15 protein-coding genes are annotated in these 16,220 nt (G+C 60.6%); 3 read left to right on the top strand and 12 right to left on the bottom strand.

Annotated features, from left to right (window positions below; translation table 11 throughout):
- Positions 1-14 precede the first annotated feature (14 nt).
- From C0617_RS01775 to C0617_RS01740, 8 genes are all read right to left on the bottom strand, one after another.
- On the bottom strand, positions 15-1,787 hold the full coding sequence (locus C0617_RS01775) for an SLC13 family permease (protein ID WP_291315302.1): 1,773 nt from the start codon (positions 1,785-1,787) through the stop codon (positions 15-17).
- A 138-nt stretch (positions 1,788-1,925) separates the two neighbouring features.
- Entirely contained in the window at positions 1,926-2,438 is a 513-nt protein-coding gene (greB, locus tag C0617_RS01770; protein WP_291315301.1) for a transcription elongation factor GreB, read from the bottom strand.
- A gap of 248 nt (positions 2,439-2,686) precedes the next feature.
- Entirely contained in the window at positions 2,687-3,646 is a 960-nt protein-coding gene (rsgA, locus tag C0617_RS01765) for a ribosome small subunit-dependent GTPase A (RefSeq protein ID WP_291315300.1), read from the bottom strand.
- Between the two features lie 52 nt (positions 3,647-3,698).
- The gene (locus C0617_RS01760) at positions 3,699-3,944 is read right to left on the bottom strand and encodes a VF530 family protein (RefSeq protein ID WP_291315299.1); all 246 of its coding nucleotides are present in this window, start codon (positions 3,942-3,944) and stop codon (positions 3,699-3,701) included.
- Positions 3,945-4,156: 212 nt separating this feature from the next.
- On the bottom strand, positions 4,157-5,029 hold the full coding sequence (locus tag C0617_RS01755) for a hypothetical protein (RefSeq protein ID WP_291315298.1): 873 nt from the start codon (positions 5,027-5,029) through the stop codon (positions 4,157-4,159).
- A gap of 158 nt (positions 5,030-5,187) precedes the next feature.
- The gene (locus C0617_RS01750) at positions 5,188-6,996 is read right to left on the bottom strand and encodes a biotin/lipoyl-containing protein (RefSeq protein ID WP_291315297.1); all 1,809 of its coding nucleotides are present in this window, start codon (positions 6,994-6,996) and stop codon (positions 5,188-5,190) included.
- A gap of 63 nt (positions 6,997-7,059) precedes the next feature.
- On the bottom strand, positions 7,060-8,142 hold the full coding sequence (locus tag C0617_RS01745; RefSeq protein WP_363324408.1) for a sodium ion-translocating decarboxylase subunit beta: 1,083 nt from the start codon (positions 8,140-8,142) through the stop codon (positions 7,060-7,062).
- Between the two features lie 106 nt (positions 8,143-8,248).
- Positions 8,249-8,524, bottom strand: a complete 276-nt coding sequence (locus tag C0617_RS01740) for an OadG family transporter subunit (protein WP_291315295.1) — start codon at positions 8,522-8,524, stop codon at positions 8,249-8,251.
- Between the two features lie 851 nt (positions 8,525-9,375).
- On the opposite strand from C0617_RS01740, the gene C0617_RS01735 reads away from it, so the two are divergent.
- Positions 9,376-9,726 carry a hypothetical protein gene (locus C0617_RS01735; protein WP_291315294.1) on the top strand — a complete coding sequence of 117 codons (351 nt, stop codon included), beginning with the start codon at positions 9,376-9,378 and terminating at the stop codon, positions 9,724-9,726.
- 109 nt (positions 9,727-9,835) lie between these two features.
- Here C0617_RS01735 and C0617_RS01730 read toward each other — a convergent pair whose 3' ends face one another.
- Positions 9,836-10,078 carry a DUF6868 family protein gene (locus C0617_RS01730; RefSeq protein ID WP_291315293.1) on the bottom strand — a complete coding sequence of 81 codons (243 nt, stop codon included), beginning with the start codon at positions 10,076-10,078 and terminating at the stop codon, positions 9,836-9,838.
- Positions 10,079-10,533: 455 nt separating this feature from the next.
- Complete coding sequence (locus tag C0617_RS01725; RefSeq protein ID WP_291315292.1) at positions 10,534-11,523, bottom strand: phosphotransferase; 990 nt, start codon at positions 11,521-11,523, stop codon at positions 10,534-10,536.
- A gap of 508 nt (positions 11,524-12,031) precedes the next feature.
- Between C0617_RS01725 and C0617_RS01720 the strand changes: the two genes are divergently transcribed.
- Positions 12,032-12,493: a hypothetical protein gene (locus C0617_RS01720; protein ID WP_291315291.1), complete on the top strand. Its 462-nt coding sequence runs from the start codon at positions 12,032-12,034 to the stop codon at positions 12,491-12,493.
- 262 nt (positions 12,494-12,755) lie between these two features.
- On the top strand, positions 12,756-14,249 hold the full coding sequence (locus C0617_RS01715) for a cache domain-containing protein (RefSeq protein ID WP_291315290.1): 1,494 nt from the start codon (positions 12,756-12,758) through the stop codon (positions 14,247-14,249).
- Between the two features lie 217 nt (positions 14,250-14,466).
- Here C0617_RS01715 and C0617_RS01710 read toward each other — a convergent pair whose 3' ends face one another.
- Complete coding sequence (locus C0617_RS01710) at positions 14,467-15,429, bottom strand: tRNA-dihydrouridine synthase family protein (protein WP_291315289.1); 963 nt, start codon at positions 15,427-15,429, stop codon at positions 14,467-14,469.
- A gap of 136 nt (positions 15,430-15,565) precedes the next feature.
- Positions 15,566-16,204, bottom strand: coding sequence for an HAD family hydrolase (locus tag C0617_RS01705; protein ID WP_291315288.1), 639 nt, complete (start codon positions 16,202-16,204; stop codon positions 15,566-15,568).
- Positions 16,205-16,220 lie beyond the last annotated feature (16 nt).

Genomic DNA, 16,220 nt, shown 5'->3' with positions numbered 1-16,220 from the left:
CGCAAGGGCGGGCTTCAGAAGGGGAAGAAGAGGGGGATGATCAGGGTGGCGATAACCCACACCCCGAAGTTGAGGGGGGTGCCGACCTTGATGTAGTCGAAGAACTTGTAGCCGCCCGGGCCCATGACCAGGGCGTTGGACTGGTGGCTGATCGGGGTCATGAAGCAGGAGGAGGCGGCGATGGCCACGGCCATGAAGAAGGGCTTGGGACTGGCGCCAAGGTCGAGGGCGGTGTTGAAGGCGATGGGGGCGATCAGCACCGCCGCCGCCGCGTGGCTCATGACCTCGGTCAGGGCGAAGGTCAGCAAAAAGACCGCACCGAGGACCATCCACGGGCCGTAGGGCCCGACCTGGCTGATGATCAGGTCGGCCAGGAACCGGGCCGCCCCGCTGTTCTCCATGGCCAGCCCGAGGGGGAGGGTCCCGGCGATGAGGATGATGATCGACCAGTCGATGCTGTCGTAGGCCTCGCTGATGGTCACGCAGCGGGTGATGACCATCAGCGTCGCGGCCAGGGCCGCCGAGAGCATGATCGGCAGCACGCCGGTGGCGGCCAGGAGCACCATCCCGACGAGGGTGGCGAGGGCCACCGGGGCCTTGCGGGGAAAGTAGGAGGCCATGGGGACGCCGCCCAGCAGCAGAAAGCCGTGCTCCTTGCCGAGGTGCACGACCTTCTCCTCCGGCCCCTGCAGCAGCAGGACGTCGCCGAACTTGAGGACGACGTGGTCGACCCGCTTGACCACCGGCGCCCCGCTGCGCCAGATCGCCAGCACCGTCAGCCCGTGGGTGTCTCCGAAGCGGACATCGCGCAGCGTCTTGCCGGCCATCTCGCTGGTGGGGGTGAGGCTGGCCTCCACCACGACCACCAGGTTCCTATCCGATTTATTCGCCACCGGATTGTCCCGCTCCGGGACGACAGAGAGCCCCTTCTCCGTACGCACCTTCAGGATCCCCTCCGGATTGCCCTCCAGAAAGAGGGTGTCGCCCTCATGGATCTTGCGGTTGCGGCGCGGAAAGGGGATCTTCTGCTTGCCCCGCAGAATGGCCCGCACCTTCAGCTCGAACTCTTCCTCCAGCCCGCTCTGGGTGATGGTCCTGCCCGCCAGGGGGGAGTTCTCGTGGATCTCCACCTCGGTGATGTACTCCTTGACCTGGTAAGCCTCGGTCAGGGTGCCGCTCTTGCGCCGGGGCAGCAGGTGCCTGCCGGCGTAGGTCATGTAGAGGATGCCGGTCGCCACCACCACCAGGCCGATGGGGGTGAAGTCGAACATGGAGAAGGACTGCCCCGCGTACTCCTTCATCAACTCGTTCATGAGGATGTTCGGCGGGGTGCCGATGAGGGTGCAGACCCCGCCCATCAGCGAGCCGAAGGCCAGGGGGATGAGGAGCTTCGAGGGAGGGGTCTTGGCCTTGCGGGCCATGGTGACGACCAGGGGCAGGAGGACCGCCGTGGAGCCGATGTTGTTGATGAAGGCCGAGAAGAGGGCGGCCGTGGCCATGACCGCGGCGATCAGGCGCGGCTCGCTGTCGCCGGCTATCTGGATCAGCCTTTCGCCGAGCCGGCCCGTGGCCCCGGTGTTGGCGATGGCCGAGCTGATGACGAACATCGCCGCCACCGTGATGACCGCCGGGTTGCTGAAACCGGAAAAGGCCTCCTCGACACTCACCAGACCCGTCAGGCCGAGGGCCAGCAGGACCAGGAGGGCGACCAGGTCCATGCGGAGCCACTCGGTGGCGAACAGGACGATGGCGACGACCAGGATGGCAAGGACGAGGGTGATTTCCATCGGGGCCTCGATGTTGAAGGGGGAGGTTTAAGAGAAAGTTTAATCGAGAGGGGGAGGGCTTACAAGGGGGGGATATCTCACGGCCTCCTTTTTTGGGTGTTCGGTCGGGGCGGTCCCTTTCGGCACCTGCGGCCGCTTTTATCCGAGGTCTTTGTACTCGACCTTGATGATCTCGAGTTCCGCTTGGCCGCCGGGGGTTGCAAAGGAGACAACATCACCCACTGATGAGCCGAGAAGGGCGTGGCCGATGGGGGACGCCCAGCTCACGTAACCGCGCGAGGCGTCAAACTCATCCGTGCCGACAATGCTGTAAACCTTCTCTTCTCCCTCCTCGTTTTCGACCGTGACGGTGCAGCCGAAAAGCACCCTGCCCTTGGCGACTTTCTGTTGTTCGACCGGGTCGACGATCGTTGCGGCCTCCAGGCGTTTCGACAGAAAACGGATGCGCCCGTCATATTGCCTTAGTTTTCTTTTGGCGTAATGATAATCTGCGTTTTCGCTCCGGTCGCCATTGCCTGCGGCCCAGGCCGCGGTTTTCACCATCTCGGGCCTCAGCTGGTACAGGGTCTCTTTGAGCTCGGCCCTCAATCTCCGGGCGCAGGCGGGCGTCATGTAGATCGGGTCCGGCTTCGATGTTTTATTTTTTTGCATGGCACTTCGGCTCACGTTCGGTGGATAAGGATCGTCTTCTCCTGTGCTGTTCTGCACCTGCGTGAAGAGGAACGGTCCCGGGATGTGGCAGGTCTGTTTTTCGGACGATTGCGCCCCCCTTTATTCTACCCGGGATTTCTTCTTCCCCGCTGCCGGCAAAAAAAGAAGGACTCGGCGGCCGTACGGGCTGTCGGAGGCGTGGCCCGTCAGGAACCGCCCCAATGCCTTCTTTGGCACGCCGCCGACTTTTAGCTTTTCCTTCCCCGGGAACGGCTCTGTGCCTCGTCGGCTTCGACGTCGTTGAGAATCTCCAGGTAGGTGGCATAACGTGCGGCCGGAATCCGGTCCTGGGCCACCAGCGCGTTGACGGCGCAGCCCGGCTCGGTGCGATGCCGGCAGTTCCTGAACCGGCAGTTTCCGGGCTGACCCTGCTCAAATCCGGGAAAGTAGAGGGACAATTCCTGCGCGGAGATGTCGACCAGGCCGAAATCGTTGAAACCGGGGGTGTCGATCAGCTCACCGCCCCCGTCCAGGCAATGGAGGGTGGAGACCGTGGTCGTATGGCGGCCCTTTCCGGTGCTGTCGTTGAGCGTTCCGACCTGCAGGTCGATCTCCGGGCAGAGGGCGTTCAACAGCGAACTCTTGCCGACGCCGGTGGTGCCGACGAAGGCGCCCCGGTGGTCGGCGGCGAAGAACGCCCTGAGCCCGTCGAGCCCCTCCCCGGTGGCCGCGCTAAGGGGGTAGATCGCCACTGCGTCGGCATAGGCGGCGCGCAGTGCGGTGACAAGCTCTGCTGAGGTGGCGAGATCGCACTTGTTGGCCACGACAAACGGTTCGAGGCCGGCGGACCGGGCCGCCACGATCGCCTGGTCGACAAAGCCGGCCGGAGGCGGGGGCGAGGGGGAGACGACGATGCCGAGCACGTCGAGGTTGGCCCCGACCAGGTGGACCCCGCCCATGGCGTCACGGCGGCGCAGTTCCGTACGGCGGGGAAGCCGTTTCAAAACCCCGTCCCTGAGCTGAACGGCGTCGCCGACCACATGCCCCGAGCGGCGCTTGACCCGCGCCATGAACCGCTCGCCGCCGGTGTAGCGAACCTCGACGGTCACGCCGTGATGAGCGATGATGACTCCCTCCCCGTTCGGCAGGTCCTCGGCCGGGGCCTTCGATTGGGCGGCGGCAGCAGCTTTTGAAGACGACTTAGCCACGTTCGATCCTTGTTTCGTAGATTCGGGACCCTCCCCGGAAACCAGCGAGGGTTTAATCTTTTTGCCCTTGTTTGGCCATTCGCTTTTTCGTGGCGAGGTACAGGCTTTCGACTTTCTTCCTTGCCCAGGGCGATTTGCGAAGAAATTTGAGGCTCGACTTCACCGAGGGGTCGCTGTTGAAACACTTGATGTCGATGCGTTTGCCCAACGTGTCCCAGCCATAAAATTTCACCAGGCTGTTCACGATCTGCTCCAGGGTCACGCCGTGCAGCGGGTTGTTGGCTTGTTTTTCACTCATGGGTTCGGCGCTGTCCTTGTTTTGAGATACGGAGACTGGGGAAGTGTACGTTGGGGGGGGGGGATAATCAAGCGGATATGGGCGGCGGCACCAGGTTTGCGGTTTTGCGGCATTTCGATTATGGGCAATGGCAACCGGTAACCGTCGATTTCCGGAGCGGCAGCCGGGTTCATTTTCTTTGAATCGCAAAAATAACGGGCAAGTCCCCGGTCTCAGGTGCGCCGTTGTGAGTCAGGCGCACGCCGCAGCAGCAGGCAGCGGGCAGCGTACCAGGAGAGCATGATGAGGGCTATCAGCGGCAAGGCAGGGAGAAAGAGACCGCTCGCCTGCGCGAGCACGGTCGCGACGAAGAGGGCGACAACCGAGACCGGCAGGTAGCGCCCGATCCGCCCCTGTCGCGCCAGCCTCTCTCCGGGCGTTCCGATCAGGTTGTCGTTGACCCCGTGGCGACGGGCCACGATGGCGAAGAAGACCACCATGATCCAGTCGGAGATGCCGAAGACCGGCGCCAGCCCGGCAGGGCCGGGAAGAGCCAGCTTGACCAGAACCATGTCGATAAGCGGGGGAGGGCCTTCGGGTGCAAGGTAGTACTGCTCGATCTGGTGCGCAAAGCCGGCGGTCGGCCCGTGAAGCCAGCTTGCAACGTCGGCCAGGGTCATCACGATGCAGACCGGCACGATCTCCCACAGGCGGTGGATGTGCCTGGCCAGCGCGGCCCCGGTGAGCGTCGCGACCAAAAGGAGCAGGCCCGATTTGATCGCGGTCAGCAGCGGCTGCCAGATACCGGCGGAGGGCAGCTGGCTGGCCAGCCATATGCCCAGCGCCAGGGTCGTCCCCCAGAAGAGATAATAGCCGCGGGTGCGCTCTTCGGGTTGCAGTAGCAGGGCCGGCAGGAGCAGTTGGGCGGCGGCGTACAGTTGCAGGGCGATGAACCCGCCGGAGACCCAGGGCGCGGCCGCCTCGATCAGGCTTCCGGCCGACCAGAGTCCGAAAACGGCACAGCTCCACAACAGGTGGCAGGCGATCAGCAGGAGGATCAGGCGCCGGTTCGAATTGCTGAAGCTCGTGAAGGGGGGGGGCGACATGGTCCTATTATGCCCTAAATGGGGCTGGAAAGACCAATCTCTTTGCGCGTACGAAAAAAACCGGCACCGGGGAAGACTCCCGGTGCCGGTTTTTGTTTCTTTATGATGGATGTAGAGTCTTGAGAATCTCTGTCTGGAGCCGGGTCCCGGTTCGCTCGTTAACAGGCGATTCTGGCCAGTTCCTGTCCGTTGACAACGTGTTCGGCGTCCTTGACTTCAATGTGGGTGACCTTGCCGGAGACCGGTGCGACAACGGGCACCTCCATTTTCATCGCCTCGAGAATCAGGATCGTTTCCCCTTCCGTGATGGGGTCGCCCGGATTTTTCAGAATCTTCCAGACGGCGCCCGGCATCTGGGCGTTGACCGAGGTTCCGCCAGACGCCGCAGCCTCAATGGTTTGCGGGCTGCCGGAGCCGTGCTCGTCCCTCCGGATGCCCGTGGCGAAGACCTTGCCGTTGACGGTGACGGTTTCCCCGTTCAGGGACATCTGGTAGTCGGTTCCGTCGACGGTGACAACGAAGTCGCCGTGATCGGCCGTGTCCCCGATGGCATGCTCTTTCTCCTTGTCGACCTTGCGGACGCCGATCTCGCCCTCGCCCTTGAGGAACTTGATCCCCTTTTCGCGGCAGGTGGCGACGATAAAGATGTTTTCTTTGGTCTCTTCGAGCCCCTCCTTGCGGAGCATCTCCATGGCATGCGAGAGGCTCTTGGTGGGGTCGGCGTCGTTGATCTCGAGGGGCGCGAGGGTCGTCGGCGGCATCCCCAGCTGCTCCTCGGCGATCTTCATGATTTCGGGATCGGCGGGAAGGGGGGTCTTGCCGAAATAGCCGAGGATCATCTTGCCGTAAGGCTCGGCGATCCGCTTCCAGGGGCCGAACATGACGTTGTTGAAGGCCTGCTGGAAATAGAACTGGGAAACCGGGGTGACCGAGGCGCCGAAGCCGCCCTTGCGGACGCATTCGCTCATCGCTTTGATCATCTCGGGGTACTTGTCCATGATGCCGTTGTCGCGCAGCATCTGGGTGTTGGCGGTCAGGGCGCCGCCCGGCATCGGGCTCCACGGGATGAGCGGCTCCACGGCAATCGCTTCGGGCGGCAGGAAGTAGTCCTTCATGCAGTCCTTGTAGACCTCCGAGGCCTCGCGCACCTTTTCGATGTCGACGTCGAGGTCGAAGCCGGAGCCCCTCAGGGCGTGCCACATGACCAGCACGTCGGTCTGGCAGGTCCCGCCCGAGCAGGGGGCCAGGGAGAGGTCGATCAGGTCTGCACCCGCATTGAGGGCGGCCATGTAGGCGGCGACCCCGGTCCCGGCCGTCTCGTGGGTGTGGAAATGAATCTCCACGTCTCCCGGGAGGATTTTGCGGGCCCGCTTGATCGACTCGTAGACGTTGGAGGGGGTGGCGGTTCCGGAGGCGTCCTTGAAGCAGACCGAGTCGTAGGGGATATCCGAGTCCACGATCCCCCTCAGTACCGACTCGTAGTAATCGGGGTCATGGGACCCGGTGCACCCCGGGGGGAGCTGCATCATGCTGACGCAGATCTGGTGCTTGAGGCCGGCCTCGGCGATGCACTTGCCGCTGAAGTTCAGGTTGTCGAGGTCGTTGAGGGCGTCGAAGTTCCTGATGGTGCTGATGCCGTGCTTCTTGAAGAGTTCGGCATGCATCCTGATGACGTCGCTCGACTGGGATTCGAGCCCGACGACGTTCGTCCCGCGGGCGAGGGTCTGCAGGTTGGCATCGGGCCCGGCCACTTCGCGGAAACGGTCCATCATGTCGAAGGCGTCTTCGTTGCAGTAGAAATAGAGCGACTGGAAACGGGCGCCGCCGCCGGCCTCGAGGTAGGTGATTCCCGCGTTCCGGGCCGCTTCGACGGCGGGCATGAAGTCTTCGGTGTAGGCGCGGGCGCCGTAGGCTGACTGAAGACCGTCCCTGAAGGCGGTACACATGAATTTGACTTTTTTGCTCATAATTGCCCCTATATGTCGAGGTTGACTTGTAATTCAGTTGATCGGCCCCAAAAGGCGACAGGACTAAAGGACCAGTACCGACCAGAGGATACCGGCGGCAATGGCTGATCCGAGGACGCCGGCCACATTCGGGGCCATGGCGTGCATCAGTAGAAAATTGTGTGGGTCCTCTTTCTGGCCGACCATCTGTACCACCCGCGCCGAGTCGGGAACGGCGGAAACGCCCGCGGCGCCGACCAGGGGGTTGATCTTGTCTTTGAGGAAAAGGTTCATGAACTTGGCGAAGAGCAGGCCGCCCGCCGTGGCAATGCAGAAGGAGAGGGCGCCCAGGCCGAAGATCAGGAGGGACTGGGGATTGAGGAAGGTCTGCGCCTGGGTGCTCGCGCCCACGGAAAATCCGAGCAGGATGGTCACGATGTCGATCATGGCGTTTCTGGCCGTATTGGCCAGGCGCTCGGTCCTGGTGCTCTCTTTCAGGAGGTTGCCGAAGAAGAGCATCCCGACGAGGACGATCGCGCCGGGCGCGATCAGGCAGGCAATCAAAAAGCCGGCGATGGGGAAGATGATCTTTTCCCGCTGAGAGACGTGCCGCGGCGCCTTCATCCGGATCAGCCGCTCTTCGCGGGTGGTCAGCAGCTTCATGATCGGCGGCTGGATGACCGGCACCAGCGCCATGTAGGAGTAGGCGGCGATGGCGATCGACCCGAGCAGGTGGGGTGCCAGCTTGGCAGACAGGAAGATGGCCGTCGGCCCGTCGGCGCCGCCGATAATCCCGATGGCGCCCGATTCCGCAGGGCTGAAACCGAGGTACATGGCCCCGATAAAGGTCAGGAAGATACCGACCTGCGCGGCGGCGCCGAGCAGTATCAGCTTCGGGTTGGACAGCATGGTGGAGAAGTCGGTCATGGCGCCGATGCCGAGGAAGATCAGGGGCGGGAAGACCCCCTGGCTGACCCCGTAATAGATCATGCTCAGCACGCTGCCCTCGTCGTAGACGCTCAGCGCCATTCCCTCAATGGGGGGAATGTTGCCGACGATCACCCCGAACCCGATGGGAATCAGCAGCAGCGGCTCGTAGTCCTTGCGGATCGCCAGGGTAATGAAGACGATGCCGATGATGATCATTATGAGGTTTCCCGCGGTCATCGTGGAAAACGCGGTCGTCGATAAAAAGTCCAGAAGAATATTCACCTGATGTCCTCAGTCTCTCTTCTCGTTCGGGGGGTGGGGTGGTTTTTCCGCTGCTGGTCCCTTATTTCGTCGGCAGCGATCCCGCTTGTTTGCGGAAGAGCGCGTGGGCGATGGCCGCCAATATTTCTTCGTGGTCTGAGGACTGGCTGGGCGAGGGGGCGTGAGGGTGTTGTTCTTCGGGGAGCAGCCTCCCGAGCAGGGGTAAGAGCTTGGGCAGCAGGGCGATGAAGAGGGAGATAATTGTCAGCGCTGAAAAAACGATGATTATTCCCGTGACGGCAATCGTGACCCCGTTTGCGTTAATAATGTTCTCAAAACCCATAGTGAGATTATTCATGATCTTCCCCAGTTTTTTGGCAGTGTTTCAGATAAAAAGAAGGTGGGAACAGTATCAATCCCTTTGGCAATCGTCAAGAAAAAATAGACCTTGCCTATGACATATCTTTTGTTTTTGCGCCTTGAGTCTGTATGGACCGAAACGGGCATGCTTTTTAGAATTTTATCGAAACTGAAAAACAAATATCCAGATATTGATATAGCTAAAATTTATATACGAATAACACAAAAAAGTTTGCGTTTGTTTTGGCCTGTTGATTGTAAATGTTAAAAACAAAAGAAATAAATGGTTTTTGAATAATCTCGAAGTCAAAACTGCGAATGGTGTCTGGCTTTTTGACGAAAATTAAATGAGCGGATAGGTTTAGGCGGATATGCAGAAACGCTGTTCTTTTGTTGGCGTGCTCTCAGGAGTTTCTGCGCGAATTCCGAGTACACCTGTAAAATGTGAAAGTCTTGTCAATATGCACTGGGTGTTGGCATATGAGGGGGGGTGTGAGCAATGGGTTGCTTGTCTGGAACTTTGGCAGGTCAAAATTTTACTCAAGCCAGCTTCATCCGTGGCGCGCTGCTTAGCCCGTCTGTGGGGTGTATTGGTGACGGCGCCATTGGGTCATCGAAACTGCCTAAATAGGAGAATAGATCCACCGTTCTGGGGAGTTTTTACCACAAAGGTATTACGGCAAGGTCTGATATGTTTATCTGTCAGGCCCCGCAAACAAAAAAAGGCGACCGATTGGCCGCTCTTTTTTGTTTCTGATGGGAGTGGAGCCTGCTTGCCCTACTTCTGCAAGGGCCATTCGTGGTAATATCGCTGGCGATCCCCGTCTCTAGAAACTGCAGCATGAGGTAATGGTGAAAAATAAGCTTAGACGTCTTGCGGAAATCATCCAGGAAGATTTTCCCGAAAAACTTGTGGACGCCTTTCGGTCCAACGAAAAACCGTCCTTGGCTAAGCGCCTTGCCCTCATTGGTGAAGCCATCGCGTTTCATCAGGGCCGCTCCGAAGCCCTTTGGCTCCGGGCGGGGAAGAAAAGATCGCCCGAAGAAAGACGCGCCGCAGCGCAGGCCGAACTGGCCGCCTTTGTCTTTGCGTACCTCACGGGAGATGCCAAGGAATACGCAGACAGCGCCATGGAGGCGCTGCGGATTCTCGGCCGACATGGCGATGTGGATCTTGTTATAAGCCTCTCCAGGCGTTGAAGTCAGTTGCTCCAGGGCTCAGCAGGCAGCAGTGGTGTGGAGACCACGCATCTGCCGGATCAGTTCACCTGTTGGCCTTTGCAGGACTCCCTCCCAATGTTTTCCTGTGTCATCCGATGATCCGAAGGGCCACGTAGGGAACGAGATTGAAGACCAGGAAGACGATTTTGAACATCCCGAGGAAGTAATAAATAACCACGTCCCAGGTCTCCCGGGGGATGGGGAACCATCTGCGCTGTGTGCGATACACCAGGTCCGGGGCGAACACGCAGAAGACTGTCCACAGAGCCAACAGGCCGCCATTCAGGATTGAGCACCACATGAAGAACGCTGTGAGTGTCTGGATGTCCATCATGTCTCTCCTGTTGTTTTTTGACGCCGCCGGGCCAGGGATCGTTTGGTTGCCTCTCGTCCGGTCCCGCGCCCTCTAGGAATATCAATAGTATATCCCGAAACTCTCCTGTTCCTGCGACCGGCTTCCTCGCTGCGGATTGTCAACAGGGCGGCAAGGCAGAACCGGACCCTGGTCGCCCGAGCAGCGAAATCATCCCTTATGGAGAATGGAAGATGGAACCCGGCCTGGACTTGCAGAACAGCCGGGTTGGCAAGAGCGGATACTCCTTCCAGTCTAATCCTCCGACAGCAAAAAGGGCCTTGTGACATCAGGGCTCTATGAAACAGCGTCCCCCTCGGTCTTGCCGCGTTGTTGACCCGTCGATTTTCCTGCGCAGGGTGGATTGAGGAGCATGGCGACGAATCGACCGGTCCACTGAAAAGGGGGCCGGTGCAGCCACCGTCCCCCTTGATTCAAACCTCTCCCTCCTGCTCCAATCGGCGGACCACCGCGCGCGCCATGCGCTCGCTGTAGTCGGTCAGTTTCCAGTGGCCGGGGCTCCATCCCTTCAGGAACCGGTGGAAATCGGTCCAGGCCACCGGGTAAAGGGCGCGCCAGTCCTTTTCCAGTTCTCCGGCGTCGATCGACGGCTGGAGACGGGCCAGGGCCTTCCGGAGCGACGCGAAGTAGGACTCGAGCAGCCACGGCTCGAGCCGCTCGCACGCCTCTTCATCAAGGCAGCTGCCGATATAGTAGGCGAGATCCTTCATTCCGCAGCCGCCGCCAACGTACTGAAAATCGACCGCCGCCACCTCTCCGCCGTCGGGGGAAAAGCAGAAGTTCTCCAGCTTGGCGTCGCCGTGGACGATGGTCTGGTAGGGGCTCTCCCGCAGCATCCGGTCGATGGCCGAAGCGGCCCGCTTCAGGGGGAGATCGGCGAGGGCCTCGAGCTCGTCGGGGCGGGTCTCCAGGTGCCAGTAGGTCCCCTGCTCCCAAAGCCCGTCGGGATCGCACCCCAGAAACGTGGCGTGGAAGTTCGCAAGCCAGCCCAGGCAGGCGAGGAGCTCCGCCTCGCTGACGGCCTCCCGGCGCTGCGGGAAGCCCGCCTCGTCGAGGTCCTCGAGGACCATGAGCGCCTCGTCCCCGCGGGTTTCGAGCGCCAGGCAGTGCGGAATGCGGCAGGCGCCGCCGCATCGGGCGCTCCAGCGGGCATACCAGGTCCTTTCCACCTCGTAGGAGCGCAGTTTCCTGCGGTGCGATCGATCGGTGTTCCAGCCCCGGGGATGGCGGATCCGGTCGGGGAAGCGGACATGCTTGACCACGACCCGCTCTCTCTCCGAGCCGGTCAAGCCGTAGCGGAGGATGGCGCCGTAGCCGCTCCAAAGCTCCTGGATCGTCTCGATGGGGCGGACGGCTCTGGCGCCGGTCGCCTGCCGGATTAATGTCGGGAAGTCTTCATGCATCGTTTCAGGGAGGCGCTTTCCGTTGGTGATTGTCGTGTCGCAGGGGGACGGCGCGGGGGGGGGGCGGGGGATCTCTGGTGTACACGATATGGGGCCGGGGGTCAAGCCCGTCCGGGGGAATGGGGGCCACCCGCCGAGTTTGATGACCGCTCTTGCGGGTTTTCGGATGCGAATCCTTCAAAAAGGCGGCAAGGCAAGGCTGGACCCCCAACGCTTTCTGGCCTTGACCCCAATGCCTTCTTTCGGTTAATGTGCGACTCCTGTCAGGTTAAAGCTTGCACACTCACATTCCAAGGAGGTACACATCCAGGGGCATGGCTCCAACCGTCTCGCCCTCGGGGTCGGCCTGCGGGACGACGACTGGTATCAGGAATTACGGATCCGCCCCGCCTACCACAACCTGCTCGATGCCGACCAGGGATACCTGCCCGGCTCGCAGATCGACTTCGCCAACCTGGCCCTGCGTCTCTATCCTGATCGCCGCAAGCTACAGCTGCAGCGCCTCGACTTGATCAATATCGCCTCGATTTCACCGCGACACGCCTTCTACCATCCCGTCTCCTGGAAAGTCTCGACCGGATTCCAGCAGACCCTTTTCGACGACCGGGACGACCACCTGGTTTATCGATTGAATCCCGGCGGCGGCTTCACGTGGGGCGGCAACCGGGCTATGGTCTATGCCCTGGTCGAGACCTACCTGCTGGTCGGCGGCCGCTTCCGTGACAGCTTCGCGCTCGGTCTCGGGGCGACGGTCGGACTGTTGGCCAACCCTCTGCCGGCCTGGAAGGTTCACCTGACCGGTCGCAATGTCTGGTACGAAGCAGGGGATCCACACCGCAGCATGGACATCTCACTCAAACAGAACTTCCAGCTGACTGCCGACACCAGCTTGGTCCTCGAATCCAGCCGCCAAAGTTCATTTGACCGATATGTCACCGACACCACACTGCTCTTCAATCTCTACTGGTAATCAAGAGTTCCGGACCCCTTCCTTAACTCGGGATTGAATTGATGTGGGTGCCCACGACATGCCCGGCGAGCTGATATTGAAAGGGGCTGTCCTGTACACTTTTAAGTTGTCCAGGACAGCCCCTTTTGAAATGAGCATTGTGTCCCCAAGTTAGGCTCATTGTTGAGCAAAAAAAAGAATATCCCCATTGCCCTGTACTTTTTAGTGCGGCGAGAGCTAGTATTTACGCGCAGAACTCAACCCATCTTCAGGAGTTCAACCAATGTATCGCCACATCCCGACACAAACTCTGCGTCCCCTCATCTTTTTGCTCCTGCTCCTCCTCATCCCCGCCGGCTGCACTTCGCGGAAAACTTCCATTCGCGAGGAAACCTATGCCCGCCTCGACGCAATTCGCGACCGCAAAGAGGGGCAACTGAACCGTTACATGGCGAAGATTGAAGCGAACGCCCATGCCATCGGAACCGACAGCAAAATGGTTCACCTCTTTGAAGACAAGCACCGTATTTATTCGTCCTGGCACGGGCAAACGCCACCGGTGAATGCGCAGCAGGAACTCCTGCGCATCCGCAACGCTATTGAAGATATTTACATTGAGAAGTACCTTGCCTTTCACGACATTCTATTTATTGATCATGGGGGGGATATTTTTTATACGGTAAGGAAGAAATCTGACTACCATAAAAATATTTTTGATGGTGACCTTGCCGAAACAGCCCTTTCCCGACAGCTTCGCAAACATCCAGAAGGTGGATTCGTTGATTTTGAAAACTACCGTATAGCCGGAGAGCCGTCCTCATTCTTCGTGGTCCCCACTAACAATTCGGGTGAGAACGGCGGCTGGTTCGTTCTGCAATTTTCCATCAATAAGATCAACGAAATGTTCAGCCTTGAGGAGGGACTGGGGAGTACCGGCGAAGTCTTTCTGGTCAACCGTGAACGGGCCATGCTCACCGATTCCCGATTTTTCGCCGACAGCACCGTCCTGCGCCAGCATCTTTCATCCGAGAACATCTCGGCCAAGTTTGCCGAGCGCGAAGGCCACAAGCTGATTATTGACTACCGCAACTTTCCCGCCCTTACCTCCTTCAAGGTGGTCCAGGTGCTGGGACATCAATGGCTCCTCATCGCCAAGATCGACGAAGACGAAGTGATCACAAACGGCTACCGCCGCGACAGCAATCAACTCCTGTTGCGCATGGAAAAAATGGTCCAACAGGAGCCGGGAAGCTACCGCACGATCAATCACAACGGTGGACGGGAAATTGAAGTCGATATGGATGAATTCAGGAGGGTGACCGGCCCCGGGGGAGAGATCTACACCCACGGGGTCCGCACCTGCACGGCGGTTCTCATTTCCTACCCCGGCAGGTTTTCCTATATGGCCCACATCAGTCCCAACGACCGCATATACGGGGGGGAAAGTACGGATTTAATCGGGATCATGATGAAACGGATTGACGACTTCGATCTGGTTCGCACAGAGAAGCGCCATCTGCAAGTCGCCATAATCAGCCCGCAGCCGAATTATACCACCAACGTGGTCGATGCCTTTACCGAATGGGGGATCTTCCTCTCCCAGATCAAGCTGGTGCTGAACCCACAGGCTCGCCACGCCAACATCTCCCACGACTATAAAAGTGGCAAAACGGTTATAGAATGGGAGCTGGTAGGGGGGAACGGCGGACGGGAAGCTCTCCTCGCCGACCTCCCCACCCTTGGGGACCTGATGAAGCAGCTGGTTGCCGCTAAATGAGAAGAGATGGATTCGCTTTTGGGGGGGGCGGCGCCGCAGACGCCAGGAATTGGCGACCAAGAGGGGGAGGTGGGAACACCCATTAAAAGGCTCGTGTCAAAAGCCCAAAGATGTGCCGGAGCATTTCTATGCTTTTTCTTTCCGGGAGGGAGGGGCAGGCTTTCACAGTTTGACATTGATTCCCCGCGGCAGGATAGTGGGGTCTCGCCCTTCTCTTTTACAAATCCTGCAGCAACCTCGAAAATTTCTCCAGACTCTGCGCCCGCTTCATCTTTCCCAGCACCCTCTGCCGTGACGGATCAGGAATGAAATTGATCAGTTTCTTGATCTTCATCAGCACTTGGCGCTCACCGCAGAACTGCTCCTGATAGCCGGCCAGCACGGCACCGATAAACCCTTGCAGTTGCATGCTGCGCTCTCGGTCGCTGGGCGGCTCAACCTGGCGGCTTCGCAGGCGCTCGAACAGAAAAGGGTCCGCCAGCGCCCCGCGCCCCAGCATCAGGCCGGAGAGGCCGGGGATTTCGAGCAGCTCGAGGCCGGTTGCGACATCGTTGATATCGCCGTTGGCGACCAGCGGCAGGGGACAGTCCGCCGCCACCTCGGCGGTCAGCCGGTGGTCGGCGCGGCCTGCGTAGGCATGTTCGACGGTGCGCGGATGGAGAATCAGCCAGTCGATACCGCAGTCGGCGAAGATCGGCAGCAGCTCGAAGATCTGGCGGGGATCGTCGTAACCGGCCCGGCACTTGATCGAAAAATCGACCTTGATCTGCCCCCGCAGCTTGCCCAGCAATGCCGCGAGCTTGAGGGGGTCACGCAGCAGTTCGCCGCCGGTCACGCCGCTCGACATCCGCCCGTAGGGGCAGCCGAGATTGAGGTTGAGATGCCGGGCGCCGGCTGATTGCAGGGCTTCGGCCGCCTCGCACAGCGGCCTTTCACCGTGACCGATGAGCTGCACCACCAGCGGCGTCTCCGCGCCGTGGCTGCCGACCTCGGACAGGTCGCTGCGCGTGACCCGCTTGCGACTGCGTGGCTGCACGCGGACGAACTCGGTAAAGACCAGGTCCGGCGCCACATGGTCGATAAACCACTGGCGCAGCAAGCGGTTGGTCAGCCCCTGCATCGGGGCCAGCATCAGGAGCGGGCGGTGGTCAAAGAGGTTTTCGCTGGAATTCGGATTCATATATGGCGTGTCGGCGGATTGCGTAAAGGCCAGGACCGTGTGCTCTGCGCGGTTGAACGCGGGGGAGCTGAGGATCAGGGCCGGGCGCCTCTTGGAGGCGCTGCGGTCGGTGAAGGGGAAGGGGACGACAACGGATCTATTTTCCGTCCTTGCTCTGCAGGAGAGCCGGCAGCTGGTGGACGCCCTCCAGGAGCCAGCGGGCCGCGGCAAAATCGCCCCCCCGGTTCATCTTGTCGGGGATGGCTGCGACGCTCAGGCCCGCGCGGGCGGCGGAGGTGACCCCCCGCTGCGAGTCCTCCACGGCCAGGCAGCGGGCGGGATCGAGGCCGGCGCGGTCGCAGGCGGCGCGGTACGGCTCCGGGTCGGGCTTCGAGGCCCCGTAGTCCTCGCGGGTGAGGACGAAGTCGAAGAAGCCGAGCAGGCCGCTGTCGCGGTGCATCCGCAAAAAGTTCTCCCGGCGGCAGCTGGTGACGACGGCCATCGGCATCCGGCCGTGGAGTTCCTCCAGGGTCTCCCGCACTCCCGGGATGACCCGCGACTCCTCCCCCAGGAGCCGCCGGTAGATCCGGTCCCGCAGCCGGCGCAGCTCCTGTCTCTCGGCGGCGTCGGCGACGAGGCCGAGCACGCTCTCCCCCAGACGCAGGGAGATGCGGCGGAAATCCTCCAGGGTCAGTTCCACCCCCGCCGTCGAGAGCGCCTCGGCGTTGGCCTGGTAGTAGAGGTGTTCCGTCGCCATCAGCACCCCGTCGTTGTCCCAGAAGATCCCGTCGAACATCGTTCAATCCCTTCCA

The organism is Desulfuromonas sp. (assembly GCF_002868845.1).
Taxonomy (GTDB): Bacteria; Desulfobacterota; Desulfuromonadia; order Desulfuromonadales; family BM501; genus BM501.
This window is presented reverse-complemented; position numbering and strand designations above follow the sequence as displayed.

Bases quoted from the DNA above. Each gene is read 5' to 3' on its own strand.
- C0617_RS01715 (WP_291315290.1), top strand. From the start codon at position 12,756: ATGTATCGCCACATCCCGACACAAACTCTGCGTCCCCTCATCTTTTTG.
- C0617_RS01740 (WP_291315295.1), bottom strand. From the start codon at position 8,524: ATGAATAATCTCACTATGGGTTTTGAGAACATTATTAACGCAAACGGG.
- greB (WP_291315301.1), bottom strand. From the start codon at position 2,438: ATGCAAAAAAATAAAACATCGAAGCCGGACCCGATCTACATGACGCCC.
- C0617_RS01755 (WP_291315298.1), bottom strand. From the start codon at position 5,029: ATGTCGCCCCCCCCCTTCACGAGCTTCAGCAATTCGAACCGGCGCCTG.
- C0617_RS01730 (WP_291315293.1), bottom strand. From the start codon at position 10,078: ATGGACATCCAGACACTCACAGCGTTCTTCATGTGGTGCTCAATCCTG.
- C0617_RS01725 (WP_291315292.1), bottom strand. From the start codon at position 11,523: ATGCATGAAGACTTCCCGACATTAATCCGGCAGGCGACCGGCGCCAGA.
- C0617_RS01705 (WP_291315288.1), bottom strand. From the start codon at position 16,204: ATGTTCGACGGGATCTTCTGGGACAACGACGGGGTGCTGATGGCGACG.
- C0617_RS01710 (WP_291315289.1), bottom strand. From the start codon at position 15,429: ATGAATCCGAATTCCAGCGAAAACCTCTTTGACCACCGCCCGCTCCTG.
- C0617_RS01735 (WP_291315294.1), top strand. From the start codon at position 9,376: ATGGTGAAAAATAAGCTTAGACGTCTTGCGGAAATCATCCAGGAAGAT.
- C0617_RS01750 (WP_291315297.1), bottom strand. From the start codon at position 6,996: ATGAGCAAAAAAGTCAAATTCATGTGTACCGCCTTCAGGGACGGTCTT.
- C0617_RS01745 (WP_363324408.1), bottom strand. From the start codon at position 8,142: ATGACCGCGGGAAACCTCATAATGATCATCATCGGCATCGTCTTCATT.
- C0617_RS01760 (WP_291315299.1), bottom strand. From the start codon at position 3,944: ATGAGTGAAAAACAAGCCAACAACCCGCTGCACGGCGTGACCCTGGAG.
- C0617_RS01775 (WP_291315302.1), bottom strand. From the start codon at position 1,787: ATGGAAATCACCCTCGTCCTTGCCATCCTGGTCGTCGCCATCGTCCTG.